Consider the following 15,278-nt stretch of genomic DNA (forward strand, 5'->3'; position numbering starts at 1 on the left):
GGTCCAGTTTACGGGGCGGAGGCGGGGACCGGGCTCTGCGCGAGCTCCGCGGCCTCGAGGGCCTCCTCGGTCTCGCGCTCCCAGGCGTCGCGGACGAGGCGGAACCACAGGTAGAGCGCGAAGCCGGCGAAGACGACCCACTCGATCGCGTAGAAGACGTTGAGCCAGTTCAGCGAGACGTCGGTGACGCGAGCGGGCGAGTCGATCGCCTCGAGCCCCGCCACGGGCTGATCGAGGACGACGTAGCCCTGGTAGACGTCCAGCGGTGGGTCGGTCCAGCGGTTGATCAGCGCGGGGATCGACAGCGCGGTGAGGGTCATCGGATCGGTGCCCTCGGCGGGCACCTCGGCCGCCTCGTTCGCGACCAGGCGGCCCGTGAAGCCGGTCGGAGCCGCCTCCGCGCCGTCGTTCAGGCGCTCGGCGACGCTCCGCGCCTGCTCCTCATCCGCGGTCCAGCCGTAGGCGACCACGAGGTCGGCGTCCGCGGTGCGGGTGCGCGCGATGACCCACCAGCCGGGCTGCTCGCCGTTCAGGCGCCCGCCCAGGATCTCGGCGCCGCCCGGGACGAGCTCGGAGGTCTCCTCCACGCGCTGGCCGTCGGCGGTCGCCGTGATCGGGCGCGAGGGGGCGGCCACCTCGTCGAGCGGCAGCACGGTCTCGGAGATCCCGGAGTCGGGGGCCGCGGCCTCGACCGCGCGACCGACCTGCCACTGGCCGAGGGCCGCGAAGAGCCCGGCGATGACCAGGGCCAGGACCAGGGCCGCGAGCCAGCGCGGGCGCCGCGCGACCTGCCAGACCGTGCTCTGCGGCGGGGCGCTCTGCGTCATGCGTTCCTCGTTCGGGGGGCGGATCCGCTCGGCGGCGGCGGACCGACGAATCCTAACGAACCAGGGTGGGAGGACCCTCGGATCGCTCCCTGACCGACGTCGTGCGGGTCGAGCACCGCCGAAGCGGCGGCGGCCCTCTCCATGCTGGTCGACCAGCCCCGCAGGGGCGTCTCTCATGCTGGTCGAGCAGCCCCGCAGGGGCGTCTTCCATGCTGGTCGAGTAGCCCCGCAGGGGCGTATCGAGACCCGCCGTCACCAGCAGGGCGGGTCTGCAGACTCGTCCTTCTGACTGCGTGGATCTCGATACGCCCGCTCCGCGGGCTACTCGATCAGCATGGGACATCCCCTCGTTCACGGTGACTCCGCGAAGGAGACCGAAGCCGGCGGATCAGTAGTCGGGCTCGCGCGGGCGCCGCGGACGGTCGGAGTCGATCCCGTCGGACTGCTGCATCGCCTGGTCGATCAGGGCCTGCCGCATCGGATCCGGGAACTCGTCGTCCAGTTCGTCGGGCTCGACCGGGCGGCGCGGACGCGGTGCCGGCTCGACGACAGGCGCCTCCGGGACATCGCCCTGCGGGCGCTCGTCGGACGCCTCCTCCGCCATCGCCGCCTCGACGAGGGCGAAGTCCTCCTCCGCCATCGCGCTGCGGGTGGCCGCCTTCGGCCGGTGCCGCCGGCGCGAGAGAAACAGCCCGATGCTCTCCGACCGCGACGCCAGGATCGGGCCGACGATCGCCATGATCAGGACGTAGAGGCCGGCGAACGGCTGGATCCGCTCGTCGAGCCCCGCCGAGAGCGAGAGCGTCGCGAGGATCAGCGCGAACTCGCCGCGGTTGTGCAGGATGAACGCCGCATTCAGCCCGGCGCGCGGTCCGAGCTTGTTCAGCCAGGCGACGAACTGCCCGGCGCCGAGGTTGAGCACGATCGTCATCACGGCGGCGGCGATCACCGGCAGCACCACGTCGGGGAACGCACCGGGGTCGAGGCCGAGGCCGAAGTTGACGAAGAAGAAGGCGCCGAACACGTCGCGCAGCGGGATCGCGATCCGCTCGACCCGCGCGCGGAACCGGGTGGCACCGATCACCAGACCGATCAGGAACGCGCCGATCGCGTCGGTCACGCCGAGCACCTCGCCGATCCCGCCGAAGAGGATCGCGAGACCGAAGAAGAGGATCGTGAACAGCTCGTCGTCCCGGGTGCGGAAGAACCGCGAGACCACCCGGCCACCCCAGCGCGCGATCGCGAACATCACCACCAGGAACGCGAACGCGATGACCAGCTTGAGCACGACCGGCCACGGCTCCGTCTCGCCGGAGAGCACGACCGACACGATCGCCAGGTAGACCGCGATGAAGATGTCCTCGACCACTGTCACGCCGAGGATCATCGGCGTCTCCGGGTTGGCGAGGCGCTTGAGCTCGATCAGCAGCTTCGTCACGATCGCGCTCGAGCTCGTCGCCGTGATGCCCGCGATGATCAGCGCCTCGCGGCTGCCCCAGCCCAGCACGAAGCCGAAGGCGAGCCCGGCCGCCATGTTGACGGCGATGTAGGAGCCGCCGGAGAGGATCAGCCGCCCCGCGTTGCCGTAGAACTCGTCCTGGTCGAACTCCAGGCCGAGGTTGAACAGCAGCAGGATCAGCCCGAAGACCGCCGTCAGCTCGATGTAGGACGACTCGAAGTCGAGCGGGAAGAGGTGGAAGTTCGGGCTCGCGAGCAAACCGACGACCATGTAGATCGGGATGGCCGGGAGGCCGATCGTGCGCCCCAGCCGCCCGAGGACGTAGGCGACGACGAACAGGATGCCGAGGACGATGAGGTCTTCGCCGTGGTGCATCCTCAGACTCCGGGCGGCGTCTCGGGAGCCTTGGCGAAGACGCCGGAGCGGAAGAAGGCGAAGGCCTTGGCGACCTTCTCGGGGCTGCCGGCGACGACGAGAGTGTCGCCCGGGAACACCCGGAAGTCGGGGGCGGGCGCGGGGTTGGCCGCATCGCCGCGGACGACGGCCACGACCGTCAGGCCGACGATGCCGCGGTCGGCGGGCTTGCCGAGCTGCTGGCCCGCGATGTGGTCGTCGTAGTCGACGGTGAACCAGTCGATCGAGAGCCCGGGGATCTGATCGAGCGCGGTGAGCGACTCGGTGATCTGGGTGCCGCCGAGCAGCTCGGCGAGGGTGTGCGCCTCGTCGTCGCTGAGGCGGAGCGAGACCTTCGCGCCGTCCTGGTCGCCCTCGGCGAAGGTGATCAGGTCGCTGTGACCCGAGCGGTGCGCGATGACGCCGACCTTGCCGCCGTCGGCGGTCAGGAAGGTGTGCAGGACACCGACTCCGGGCAGCTTGACCCTGCGGACCTCGACCATGCGTGCTCCATCCGCGCCTCGCAGCGCTCCGACCTCGGGATTCCTCCCAGTTTAGGCGGCCCCCGCCCACCCCCGTCCGCCGTTCGCCCACGGAGGACCCGGCGGCCGGTCACCGCCGCCGAGGCGTCCTCCAACGGTCGAGACGTCCAGCCACAGCAGGACGCCTCGACCGCAGCGGGACGCCTCGCTGTCCACAGGGCGTCGCGCGCCGTCCACAGGTCGGGGGAGGGGTCGGCCGACGAGAGCCCTCGAGGTGGGAGGGTTCCGGGATGACACGGGTGGAGCTGTTCCGGGGCGGGGCCTGCGGGAGGTCGGCGGAGTTCGTCCGCCTCCGTCGCGGGGTGCACGTGCGCGCGGCGGAGTGGGCGAGCGCCTCCGTCGACGCGCGCCACCGCGCCCGCATCGACGCGGTCGCCGCGACGTGGGGCCGTCCCGTCTTCGTCCGTGAGTCCGCCGCCGCTGTCTGGGGCCTCCCCCTGGTCGAGCCGCTCGACGAGACCGTGCACGTCGCCGCGTCGCCGGCGGTCGGCGGCCGATCGCGCAACCGCGTCGCGGAGCACCGAGGCGCGGCCTCCGATTCAGCGCTGGTCGTCGACGGGCTGACGGTCTCCGATCTCGCGCAGACCGTGCTCGACCTCTGCCGCTTCTCGTCCTTCCGGCGCGCCGTCACCGCGGCGGACCACGCCCTACGGATGCGCGGCAGCCACGGCGAGCACCTTCTCGAGCTGGAGGAGCTGAGGGAGCGCCTCGCCGTCCTTCCCGGTGGGGCCCGCGGCCGTGCGGCGGCGGCGCGGGTGATCGACTTCGCCGACGAGCGCGCCGAGTCGCCGCTGGAATCGATCAGCCGGGTCGCGATGCATCAGGCGGGGCTCCCCCGCCCTGTCCTCCAGCGGCCCTTCCACGACGACGAGGGCCTGATCGGCCCGGTCGACTTCTTCTTCGAGGACGCCGACGTCATCGGCGAGGCCGATGGGGCACACAAGTACACGGACCCGCGGTTCCTCCGCGGGCGCAGCCCCGAGCAGGCGCTGCTGGACGAGAAGCGACGGGAGGACCGCCTCCGCGCTCTCGTCAGCGGCGTCGTCCGCTGGCGCTGGCAGGACGCTTACGCCGCGCGCCCGATGCTCGCCGCCCTTGCGCACGCCGGAGTCCGCCCCACCGAGACGGCCTCGAACGGTCGAAGCGTCCAGCTGCTGCAGGACGTCTCGACCGTTCGGGGACGCCTCGGACGGTCGGACGGCTAGCTGGGCTGGTACGGGGCGACGACGACCTCGACGCGCTGGAACTCCTTGAGGTCGGAGTAGCCGGTGGTCGCCATCGAGCGGCGCAGGGCGCCGATCAGGTTGGCGGTGCCGTTCGCGTCGGTCGCCGGGCCGTAGAGGACCTGCTCGAGCGTGCCGACGGTGCCGACCTGGACGCGGCGGCCGCGCGGGAGCTGCTGGTGGTGCGCCTCGGCGCCCCAGTGCCAGCCGCCGCCGGGAGCGTCGGTCGCGCGGGCGAGCGCGGAGCCGAGCATCACGGCGTCCGCGCCGACCGCGACGGCCTTCACGATGTCGCCGGAGGTGCCGAGGCCGCCGTCCGCGATCACGTGCACGTAGCGTCCGCCGGACTCGTCGAGGTAGTCGCGGCGAGCGCCGGCGACGTCGGCGACCGCGGTGGCCATCGGCGCCTGGATGCCCAGCGTCGCGCGGGTGGTCGAGGCGGCGCCGCCGCCGAAGCCGACGAGGACGCCCGCGGCGCCCGTGCGCATCAGGTGCAGGGCGGCCGTGTACGTCGAGGCCCCGCCGACGATGACCGGCACGTCGAGCTCGTAGATGAACTTCTTCAGGTTGAGCGGCTCGGTGTCCCGCGAGACGTGCTCCGCGGACACCGTCGTCCCGCGGATGACGAAGACGTCGACCCCCGCGTCGACGACCGTCTGGTACAGCTCGGCGGTGCGCTGCGGCGACAGCGCGCCCGCGACCGTGACGCCGGCCGCGCGGATCTCCGCGAGCCGCGCCGTCACCAGCTCCGGCTTCACCGGCTCCGAGTAGATCTCCTGCATGCGCTGCGTCGCGCGCTCCGCCGGCAGCTCCCGGATCTCCGCGAGCAGCGGCTCCGGGTCCTCGTAGCGCGTCCACAGCCCCTCGAGGTCGAGGACGCCCAGCGCCCCCAGCCGGCCCAGCGTGATCGCCGTCGCCGGCGAGACCACCGAGTCCATCGGCGCCGCGAGGATCGGAGTCGCGAACTGGTACGCGTCGATCGACCACTTCACCGACACCACCTCCGGATCGCGGGTCCGGCGGCTCGGGACCACCGCGATGTCGTCGAAGGCGTACGCGCGGCGAGCGCGCTTGGCGCGCCCGATCTCGATCTCCATATGGCCGAGTTTACTGTGGCTCCATCCTCGCTCCGCGCCTCGCTCCGCTCAGCACTCCGCTCGTCTATCGCCCGCAGTCGGCTCGAGCAGGTGGTCGCGTCCCACAGAGCGTCCTCCGTCCGCGCACGCCGATCCGCTGGCACGCGGATCGCCGGATAGCGCTCCCTCCCTGCTGCCGCACGTGCCTGGCTGGGCAGTCGCGGCGGGCGCAGCCCGCTCGCGCTGCCGCCAGCAGGCGCAGTCGCGGCGGCGCGCCAGCGCCGCTCGCGCTGCGACTCTCGGTCTCCCCCAGGTCCGCGTGCCCCGAGTGGGAGGCGTCGGGTCGTGAGGGCGGCCCCTCCGGCGTGGTGGGCGTATGGGCCGAAGGCCCATCGGGCAGAGGGGCCGCCCTCACGACCCGACGCCGACCCCCACCCAGAGACGCAGCAGAATCAACGCCGGTAGTTCGGTGCCTCCACCACCATCTGCACATCATGCGGATGCGACTCCTTCAGCCCCGCCGCCGTGATCCGCACGAACTTCCCCCGCTGCTTCAGCTCCGCGATCGTCCGCGCCCCCACGTAGAACATCGACTGCCGCAGCCCGCCCGCCAGCTGGTACGCCACGTTCGCGAGTGGCCCGCGGTACGGCACCTGGCCCTCGATCCCCTCGGCGATCAGCTTGTCGTCGGTGGGCACGTCGGACTGGAAGTAGCGGTCCTTCGAGTAGGAGGTGCGCTCGCCGCGGGTCTGCAGCGCGCCGAGCGAGCCCATGCCGCGGTAGGTCTTGAACTGCTTGCCGTTCTGGAAGACGAGGTCTCCCGGGCTCTCCTCGCAGCCGGCGAGGAGCGAGCCGAGCATGACGGTGTCGGCGCCGGCGACGAGGGCCTTGGCGATGTCGCCGGAGTACTGCAGGCCGCCGTCGGCGATCACGGGGACGCCCGACTCGCGGGCGGCGAGGGACGCCTCGTAGACGGCGGTCACCTGCGGCACGCCGACGCCGGCGACGACGCGGGTGGTGCAGATGGAGCCGGGGCCGACTCCGACCTTGATGGCGTCGGCACCGGCGTCCACGAGCGCCTGCGCGCCGGAGCGGGTGGCGACGTTGCCGCCGATGACGTCGACGCCGGCGAACGCGGGGTCGGACTTCAGGCGGCGGATGATCTCGAGCACCCCGGCGGAGTCGCCGTTCGCGGTGTCGACGACGAGCACGTCGACGCCGGCGTCCAGGAGTGCGGTCGCGCGCTGCCAGGCGTCGCCGAAGAAGCCGATGGCGGCGCCGACGCGCAGGCGTCCCTCCTCGTCCTTCGTCGCGTTGGGGTACTGCTCGGACTTGTCGAAGTCCTTGACGGTGATGAGCCCGGCGAGCTTGCCCTGCGCATCGACGAGGGGCAGCTTCTCGATCTTGTGCTGCGCGAAGAGCGCGATGACCTCGCTGTCGGGAATGCCGACGCGACCGGTGATGAGGCCGGTGCTGGTCATCACGTCGCGGACGAGGGTGGACGCCTTCTCGAACGGCGAGACGAAGCGCATGTCGCGGTTCGTGATGATGCCGACGAGGACACCGCTCCCGTCGACGACCGGCAGGCCGCTGATCCGGTACTGGCCGCAGAGCTCGTCGACCTGGGCGACGGTCGCGTCCGGTGTCGTGGTCACGGGGTTGGACACCATGCCCGACTCGCTGCGCTTGACGCGGTCGACCTGATCGGCCTGATCCGCGATGGAGAGGTTGCGGTGCAGCACGCCGAGCCCGCCCTGGCGGGCCATGGCGATGGCCATCCGCGACTCGGTGACGGTGTCCATCGCCGCGGAGAGCAGCGGCGTCGCGACCGTGATGCGCTTGGTGAGCCGGGAGGCCGTGTCGGCCTCGCTCGGGATGACGTCGGTGTGCCCGGGAAGGAGCATGACGTCGTCGTAGGTGAGTCCGAGGAATCCGAAGGGATCCGGCTGGTCCATCAATGCCCCTTATGAGGTCGAGCGGGTGGCCCGGAGGTGGAGGTGGCGCATCCGGTCACGGGTGTCCCGGATGCTCAATCTTAAGCGCGCGGACGCGCCCGGTATTCCTGCCCGGCCGCCCCTCGGATCTGCACCGGATGTGCATCGGACGCGCTCGCGACCCTTGCGGGGGACACGGGAGCGCTCTCCGCCCCGCATAATGTCGTCACGCAGTAGTGCAGGTGGGGAAACACCGCCGACACATGCGGAACGTATGGTCAACCAACGTTGTTTGACGACGGCGATCCGGGCGTGCCCGAGGACCCCATCCGTCTGTGCACCCTGACGAGAGGTAGACGTCTTGCTCACAGCCAGCCGTTCGACGCGCCACAAGCGCGCGACGACCCTGCATCCGACGGACCGGGAGGCCCCCCGTGCCTAGGAGGCTCCCCACACTGCGCACGCTCCGCGACGGCATCGTCGCGCTCGGTCTGCTCGCCGCGACCCTGACCGGGGTCGCCGCCGCCGCGCCCGCCGCGACGGCCGAGACCACGGCCGACCAGTCGATCATCGCCTGGGTCCGCGTGCAGGGCACGAACGAGAACCTCGTGGGCGTGACCGTCGAGCTCGGCGGCGACGCCACCGCGACCCTCACCACGGGCGACGACGGCCGCGCCGTCTTCCCGCTCGAGGAGGCCGGCACGTTCAGCGTGACGGTCGACGAGGAGACGCTGCCCGCCGACAAGGGCTACCCCGCAGCGGGGCAGAACCCGAAGCAGGTGACGATCGTCTCCTCGCAGAACCAGATCGTGAACTTCATCGTCTCGACCGCGAACCCGATCGGCACGGGCGCGAGCGCTCCGGTGCCGACCGACTCCGCCGCCCCGACGAGCCCCGCCACCGAGGGCACCACGGGCAACGACGCGACGAACCCCGACGGGACCTCGAACGCGGTGAACCAGCCGGTCTCCGCCGACACCTTCTGGATCATCTTCTGGCCCAAGGTCGTCACCGGCCTGATCTTCGGACTGCTGATCGCCCTCGCGGCGATCGGCGCCTCGCTGATCTACGGCGTCACCGGGCTGAACAACTTCGCCCACGGCGAGCTGGTGACCTTCGGCGCGCTGATGGCCTACCTCTTCTCCGGCGTCTTCGGTCTGCCGGCGCTGCTCGCCATCCCCATCGCGGTGGTCCTCGGCGGGGCGTTCGGCTTCGCGCAGGACGGTCTGCTCTGGAAGCCGCTGCGCAAGAAGAACATCCAGCTGATCCCGCTGATGATCGTGACCATCGGCCTGTCGCTCGCGCTGCGCTACACGTTCGTCTTCTTCTTCGGCGCGGACCGCCTTTCGCTGCCCAACAGCACGGCGCCGTTCTTCACGGTCCCGGCGCTCGGCATCAGCCTGAAGTTCACCGACCTGGTCGGCGCGGCCGTCGGCATCGTCTGCATCGTCGGCGTGGCCCTGCTGCTCACGAAGACCAAGATCGGCAAGGCGATGCGCGCGGTGTCCGACAACCGGGCCCTCGCCTCCGCCTCCGGCATCAACGTCGAGCGCGTCATCCGCGTGGTCTGGGTGCTTTCCGGAGCCCTCGCCGCGCTGGCCGGCGTCTACATCGGCTACTACCAGTCGCTGCGCTGGGACACCGGAGCGTCGATCCTGCTGCTCATCTTCGCGGCGATCACGCTCGGCGGACTCGGCTCCGCCTACGGAGCGCTGGTCGGCTCGCTCATCATCGGCCTGATGATGAACATCTCGACGATCTGGATCCCGGAGAACCTCAAGTACGTGGCTCCGCTGGTCCTGATGATCGTCATCCTGCTGGTCAGACCGCAGGGCATCCTCGGTCGCAAGGAACGGATCGGCTGACACCATGAACCTCAACTTCATCTGGCTGGCGATCGGGCAGATCGTCGATCCCACCGTCGCCGCCTACGCGCTCGCGACGATCGGCCTGGTCATCCACTTCGGATTCACCGGCCTCCTCAACTTCGGCCAGGCCGGCTTCATGGCGGTGGGCGGCTACGCCTTCGCCATCACCTCGGTCAAGTTCGAATGGCCCGTCTGGGGCTCCCTGCTCGCGACGATCGTCGCGGCGACCCTCTTCGCCCTCATCCTCGGCATCCCGACGCTGAGACTGCGGGCGGACTACCTCTCGATCGTCACCATCGCGGCGGCCGAGATCGTCCGGCTCTCGGTCAAGACACCCGAGTTCTCGGCGGTCACCGGCGGCTCCGAGGGCATCAACGGCGCGGCGAAGGCGTTCAACGACCTCAATCCGCTCCCGGAGGGGCGCTGGGGCATCGGCATCCTCACCTACACCCAGGACCAGTGGTGGGTCCGCATCGTCGGCTGGAGCCTCGTGCTCCTGGCCTGCCTGCTGGTCTTCCTGCTGATGCGCAGCCCCTGGGGCCGCGTCATCAAGGGCATCCGCGAGGACGAGGACGCCGTGCGCTCGCTCGGCAAGAACGTCTTCTCCTACAAGATCCAGGCGCTGATCCTCGGTGGCGTGCTGGGCGGCCTGGCCGGAGCGCTGTTCATCCTGCCGCGCTCGCTGCAGCCCGACAACTACGGCACCCAGCTGACGTTCTTCCTCTACACGATCATGCTGCTGGGCGGCGCCGCGACGGTCTTCGGACCGGTCGTCGGCTCGATCATCTTCTGGGTCGTGCTCGGTCTGACCGACGGTCTGCTCACGCTCGGGATCGACACCGGGGTCCTCAACAACGACCTCATCAAGCTCACCACCGTGCAGACCGGACCGATCCGGTTCATCGTGGTGGGTGTGGCCCTCATGCTCCTGGTGATCTTCAGACCCCAGGGCATCTTCGGCAAGAAGAAGGATCTGCACTTTGCCTAAAACGCCGGTCTCGGACATCACCGAGCAGGAAATCGTCCCCGGGGTCGTCAAGAAGGACCCCATCCTCGTCGCCGACGGCGTCAGCCGCCGCTTCGGCGGCCTGACCGCGGTCGACGTCGCCCACGTCGAGATCCCGCGCGGCTCGATCACGGCCCTGATCGGCCCGAACGGCGCCGGCAAGACCACGTTCTTCAACCTGCTGACGGGCTTCGACAAGCCCAACACCGGGCGCTGGAACTTCAAGGGCAAGAACCTCGCGAACGTCCCCGCCTACAAGGTGTCGCGGATGGGCATGGTGCGCACGTTCCAGCTCACCAAGGCCCTCGGCGGCATGACGGTGCTCGAGAACATGCTCCTCGGCGCCAAGGGCCAGAAGGGCGAGAACATCCTCACCTCGCTCATCCGGCCGCTGTGGTCGAAGGAGGAGGAGACGATCGAGACCCGGGCCATCCGGCTGCTCGAGAAGTTCAAGCTCGACACCAAGAAGGACGACTACGCGTCGAGCCTCTCGGGCGGTCAGAAGAAGCTGCTCGAGATGGCGCGCGCCCTGATGTCGGAGCCCGAGCTGGTCATGCTCGACGAGCCGATGGCGGGCGTGAACCCGGCACTGACGCAGTCGCTGCTGGGCCACATCGTCAACCTGAAGGACGAGGGCATGACCGTCCTCTTCGTCGAGCACGACATGCACATGGTCAACACGATCGCCGACTGGGTGATCGTGATGGCCGAGGGCAAGGTCGTCGCCGAGGGCCCGCCCTCGACCGTGATGAACGACCCCGCGGTCATCGACGCCTACCTCGGCGCGCACCACGACACCGACCTCGGCACGATCGAGGGCCAGCTCGAGGTCGCGGAGGAGATGGACTCGGACCTGGTCCGCGAGGACGTCGAGAAGCGGGCGGAGGCGGCCGGCGTGGACGTGCACCACGCGCACGCCGACCACGTCGCCGAGCCGACCACCGCCGAGTCGACCGCCGACGCACCCGCCTCCTCCCCCGCGACGGCCGCCCCCGCGGACGGCGCCCCGACGAGCATCGCGCCGACCACGGACGCGCCCGCCGTCGACTTCGGAAAGGACGAGAAGTGACCCAGAACACGCTCGAGACGCACGACCTCCACGCGGGGTACGTGCCGGGAGTCAACATCCTGAACGGGTCGAACGTCTATGTGAAGAAGGGCGAGCTCGTCGGCATCATCGGCCCCAACGGCGCGGGGAAGTCCACGCTGCTGAAGGCGATGTTCGGGCTGGTGAACATCCGCCAGGGCACCGTCCTGCTCAACGGCGAGGACATCACCGGCTTCAAGGCCGACAAGCTGGTCTCGAAGGGCGTGGGATTCGTCCCGCAGAACAACAACGTCTTCCCGTCGCTCACCATCGAGGAGAACCTCGAGATGGGCATGTACCAGAAGCCGAAGCGGTTCAAGGAGCGCCTCGAGTTCGTCACGGAGCTCTTCCCCGAGCTGACGAAGCGCCTCAAGCAGCGCTCCGGCTCGCTCTCGGGCGGCGAGCGCCAGATGGTCGCGATGTCGCGGGCCTTGATGATGGACCCGTCGATGCTGCTGCTGGACGAGCCGAGCGCCGGCCTCTCGCCGATGCGCCAGGACGAGACGTTCGTGAACGTCCAGCGGATCAACCGTGCCGGTGTCTCGATCATGATCGTCGAGCAGAACGCCCGTCGCGCCCTGCAGATCTGCGACCGCGGCTACGTGCTCGACCAGGGCCGCGACGCCTACGAGGGCCCCGGCCGCGAGCTGATGAACGACCCGAAGGTGATCGAGCTCTACCTCGGCACGCTCGCGACGACCAACGAGGTCACCACGAGCACGCCCACCGTCGGCGGCTGAGTCCGCCGCACCCTCCGGGGCCCGTCGTCCGCCGCTCCGGTGGCGGCGGGCCCCGTCGTCGTCCAGGAGGAGGACCGGATGCGCCGCACCGCCGCCCTGCTCGTCGTCGCGGTCGCGGCGGGGCTCCTCGCCGGCTGCGCGCCCGGCCCCGTCTCCGAGCTGCCGGAGGGCGTCTCCGTGGGAGTGCAGCAGAACCGCGACGACTACGGGCCTCGCCGGATCGAGGTCCTGGTGACGAACTCCTCAGCCGAGCCGTTGGACGTCTGGGAGGCGCGGCTCGACTCCCCCGCCTTCACCGAGGCCGCCGCGACCGACGGCCCGACCACGGTGCGACCGGGGACGACGACCGCGCTCCGGCTGCTGCTCGCCCCGCCCGACTGCACAGACGCCGGCTCCGACGCCCACGTGCGCCTCGCCTTCACGCAGGGCGAGGTCTCCGGGACCGCGGTGATCGCGCCGGACGATCCGCTCGGCAGCCTGCCGCGCATCCACGCCGAGGACTGCCTCGCGCAGCGGGTGGCGGAGGTCGTCTCGATCGTGCCCGGAGACGCCGTTACGGTCGCTCAGGAGGGCGGGAGACCCGTCGCGCACCTCGGACTGACCCTGACGCCCACGGGGGCGGACGGCGGCGTCTCGATCGCGTCCGTCGGGCGCACGATCCTGCTCCGGCCGGCCTCCGGTGAGGACAGCTGGCCCGTCGCCGTGCGCGTCGACTCCGGTGCCGCGGCGACCCGCGTCGACCTCGCGATCGTGCCGAACAACTGCAACACCCACACCGTGTCGGAGGACAAGCGCGGGACGTTCTTCCCGGTCGCGGTGACCCTCGACGACGGCACGTCGGGCGTCGTCGCGGTGGGTGTCTCCGATGCCGTCCGCGGCGCGATCTACCGCTTCATCGCCGAGGACTCCTGCCACTGGGAGTGACCGGGGAGACGACGGGGACACCGAGTCTCTCTCTCCGACTGCGTCCCCCTTCCAAGGGCCAGGGCAGCGGGAGTCTTGCCGTAATTTTGGTGACAAGAAACGTCGGCGCCAACGGCCCGGCCGCCGTCCTCCCCACCTGATCAGGGGCGGATCCGGCCCCCTCGGCACCGACTCCTTCCCCCTTCCGCGGCCCCCTCCGGCGCCGCGGTCCTCGCCTTCGAAGGAGCCGACCATGAAGAGCTACACCCCCGCGCCCGTCGCCCTCGGCGCGACCTTCGGCACCGGCGCGATCGGCGACTACGAGCGCTGGTCCGTCGTCGGCGTCTACGCGCAGGTCGTGATCGCCGAGACCACCGGCGGCAAGCGCCGCAACTACAGCCGCTCGTTCGTCACCTACCGCCTGGCCCAGGAGGCCGAGCTGCTGCGCGCCTCCTAGGCCGCCCCGAGCACTCGTCGAGCGCGCGTCCCCTCGGGGGCGCGCGCTCGACGCGTCGTACGGCGATTCCTCCTCGACCGACGCCCCTCCGGCCATGCTGGTCGAGTAGCCGCGCAGCGGCGTATCGAGACCCACCGTCCCCAGCACGGCAGGTCTGCCGATCCGACTTCTGACGGTGGTGGATCTCGATACGCCCTCTGCGAGGGCTACTCGATCAGCATGAGTCGAGCGGCCCCATCATGCTGGTCGAGTAGCCGCGCAGCGGCGTATCGAGACCCACCCGTCGGTCCTGCAGCACCGAGCGCCGCGTCCATGCCGGTCAGCAGCCGCGCAACGGCCTCCCGGGCACGACGAAGGGGCCCGGTCGGATGACCGGGCCCCTTCGCGCGTCACGGCCGGAGCCGCGAGCGGAGTGCTAGTTCAGCGAGCCGTCGACGGTCTCCTCGAACGAGGTGACGTTGCCGGGGCCGTACTTGTAGATCGAGACGGACGCCTCGGTCGGGTCGCCGTTCTCGTCCCACGAGATCGGGCCGGAGAGGCCGTCGTAGTCGATGTCCTCGCCGTCGGCGAGCATCGTGGCGCAGTCGGCGAACGTGGTGCACTTCGTGCCGTCGGTCGAGACCGCCTGCAGGTTGTCGCGGATGGTCGCACCGTCGGTCGCGCCGCCCGCGAGCGCTGCGAGAGCAGCGAGCACCGTGGCGTCGTACGACTCGGGGGCGTAGCTGAACACCGTCAGCGCGTCGTTCCCCTGCTCCTCGACGAGAGCCTGGAGGTTCGACTGGAACTCGTCGGACGCCTGGACACCGGGGTTGGTGAACTGCGCGCCGTCGATGTCGACGTTCGTGTCCGCATCGGTGATGACGCCGTAGTTGCCGTCCGTGCCGTAGAGGTTCGCGAAGTCGAAGCCCTTGGCCGCGAGCTGCTCCGCGATCGTGGTGATCTCGTCGAACGAGATGACGACGAGCGCGTCCGGGTTCGGGGCGAGCAGCGAGGTCAGCGCCGAGTTGAAGTCGGTCGAGGCCGGCTCGAAGATCTCCTCGGCCGCGACGGTCGCGCCGCCCGCCTCCAGGGTCTCCTTGATGTTCGACTCGAGGCCGGTGCCGTAGGCGTCGTTCAGGTACAGGATCGAGACGTTGGTCTTGCCGTCGCCGAGGATCTTGTTGCCGAGGATGCGGCCCTGGAGCACGTCCGAGGGAGCGGTGCGCCAGTAGTAGCCGTCGTCGTCGTAGGTCGTGAAGTCCGGCGAGGTGTTGGCCGGCGAGATCTGGACGACGCCCGCCTGGGTCACCTGGTCGATGAACGTCTTCGAGACGCCCGAGGAGGCCGCACCGATGATGACGCTCGCGCCGTCGGCGATGAGCGAGGTCGCGGACTGCGTCGCGATGTCCGTCGTGGTGTCGCCGGAGTCCTTCTGCTCGACATCGATGGTGAGGCCGGCAGCGGCGTCGTTGATGTCCTTGACCGCGAGGTCGACGCCCGCGATCTCGGGCGGGCCGAGGACGGCCAGGGTGCCCGTCTGCGGGAGGATCGTGCCGATCTTGAGGGACAGGCCGCCGGACTCGCCGCCGTCGGTGCCCGCGTCTCCGCCGCCGCCGCTGGCGCAACCGGCGAGGACGAGAGCGCTGGCGCCCAGGAAGGCGACGCCGCCGAGGGTCGCCCGGAGGGATCGCGTACGGGCCGTCCCGGCCTTCGCGTGAACGCGCATGTTTCTCCTTGAGAGGTTCTGTCGTGGGAGCGGCGCCGGTGGCAACCGCTCGGCCAAC

13 protein-coding genes are annotated in these 15,278 nt (G+C 70.5%); 7 read left to right on the forward strand and 6 right to left on the reverse strand.

Annotated elements, in window-relative coordinates:
- Positions 1-8: 8 nt before the first annotated feature.
- The 3 genes from HQQ86_RS04610 to HQQ86_RS04620 all read right to left on the reverse strand — a co-directional run bounded on the left by HQQ86_RS04610 (position 9) and on the right by HQQ86_RS04620 (position 3,182).
- On the reverse strand, positions 9-827 hold the full coding sequence (locus HQQ86_RS04610) for an SURF1 family protein (protein WP_173286838.1): 819 nt from the start codon (positions 825-827) through the stop codon (positions 9-11).
- Between the two features lie 388 nt (positions 828-1,215).
- A complete protein-coding gene (locus HQQ86_RS04615; protein ID WP_173286840.1) occupies positions 1,216-2,661 on the reverse strand; it encodes a cation:proton antiporter in 1,446 nt (481 codons plus the stop codon).
- Positions 2,662-2,663: 2 nt separating this feature from the next.
- Positions 2,664-3,182 (reverse strand): cation:proton antiporter regulatory subunit, encoded by a 519-nt coding sequence (locus HQQ86_RS04620; RefSeq protein ID WP_085475074.1) that lies wholly within the window; start codon positions 3,180-3,182, stop codon positions 2,664-2,666.
- Between the two features lie 269 nt (positions 3,183-3,451).
- Between HQQ86_RS04620 and HQQ86_RS04625 the strand changes: the two genes are divergently transcribed.
- Entirely contained in the window at positions 3,452-4,426 is a 975-nt protein-coding gene (locus tag HQQ86_RS04625) for a hypothetical protein (RefSeq protein ID WP_173286842.1), read from the forward strand.
- Here HQQ86_RS04625 and HQQ86_RS04630 read toward each other — a convergent pair.
- Both HQQ86_RS04630 and guaB read right to left on the reverse strand, forming a co-directional pair.
- The gene (locus HQQ86_RS04630; RefSeq protein WP_173286844.1) at positions 4,423-5,541 is read right to left on the reverse strand and encodes a GuaB3 family IMP dehydrogenase-related protein; all 1,119 of its coding nucleotides are present in this window, start codon (positions 5,539-5,541) and stop codon (positions 4,423-4,425) included. The two genes, HQQ86_RS04625 and HQQ86_RS04630, sit on opposite strands and share 4 nt — an antisense overlap.
- A gap of 431 nt (positions 5,542-5,972) precedes the next feature.
- The gene (guaB, locus tag HQQ86_RS04635; RefSeq protein ID WP_160087678.1) at positions 5,973-7,475 is read right to left on the reverse strand and encodes an IMP dehydrogenase; all 1,503 of its coding nucleotides are present in this window, start codon (positions 7,473-7,475) and stop codon (positions 5,973-5,975) included.
- Positions 7,476-7,888: 413 nt separating this feature from the next.
- Here guaB and HQQ86_RS04640 point away from each other — a divergent pair, with 413 nt between their 5' ends.
- The 6 genes from HQQ86_RS04640 (at position 7,889) to HQQ86_RS04665 (ending at position 13,515) form a co-directional block, all read left to right on the forward strand.
- Positions 7,889-9,319: a branched-chain amino acid ABC transporter permease gene (locus HQQ86_RS04640; RefSeq protein ID WP_367948547.1), complete on the forward strand. Its 1,431-nt coding sequence runs from the start codon at positions 7,889-7,891 to the stop codon at positions 9,317-9,319.
- Between the two features lie 4 nt (positions 9,320-9,323).
- On the forward strand, positions 9,324-10,310 hold the full coding sequence (locus HQQ86_RS04645; protein WP_173286846.1) for a branched-chain amino acid ABC transporter permease: 987 nt from the start codon (positions 9,324-9,326) through the stop codon (positions 10,308-10,310).
- The gene (locus tag HQQ86_RS04650) at positions 10,303-11,397 is read left to right on the forward strand and encodes an ABC transporter ATP-binding protein (RefSeq protein ID WP_173286848.1); all 1,095 of its coding nucleotides are present in this window, start codon (positions 10,303-10,305) and stop codon (positions 11,395-11,397) included. Before HQQ86_RS04645 ends, HQQ86_RS04650 begins: the two co-directional genes overlap by 8 nt.
- The gene (locus tag HQQ86_RS04655; RefSeq protein ID WP_160087671.1) at positions 11,394-12,155 is read left to right on the forward strand and encodes an ABC transporter ATP-binding protein; all 762 of its coding nucleotides are present in this window, start codon (positions 11,394-11,396) and stop codon (positions 12,153-12,155) included. Before HQQ86_RS04650 ends, HQQ86_RS04655 begins: the two co-directional genes overlap by 4 nt.
- A gap of 78 nt (positions 12,156-12,233) precedes the next feature.
- On the forward strand, positions 12,234-13,079 hold the full coding sequence (locus HQQ86_RS04660; protein WP_173286850.1) for a hypothetical protein: 846 nt from the start codon (positions 12,234-12,236) through the stop codon (positions 13,077-13,079).
- 232 nt (positions 13,080-13,311) lie between these two features.
- Positions 13,312-13,515: a hypothetical protein gene (locus tag HQQ86_RS04665; RefSeq protein WP_123445088.1), complete on the forward strand. Its 204-nt coding sequence runs from the start codon at positions 13,312-13,314 to the stop codon at positions 13,513-13,515.
- 415 nt (positions 13,516-13,930) lie between these two features.
- On the opposite strand, the gene HQQ86_RS04670 is transcribed toward HQQ86_RS04665, so the two are convergent.
- Entirely contained in the window at positions 13,931-15,220 is a 1,290-nt protein-coding gene (locus HQQ86_RS04670; protein WP_173286852.1) for an ABC transporter substrate-binding protein, read from the reverse strand.
- Between the last annotated feature and the right edge of the window lie 58 nt (positions 15,221-15,278).

The organism is Rathayibacter sp. VKM Ac-2857 (genome assembly GCF_013205025.1).
GTDB lineage: Bacteria > Actinomycetota > Actinomycetes > Actinomycetales > Microbacteriaceae > Rathayibacter.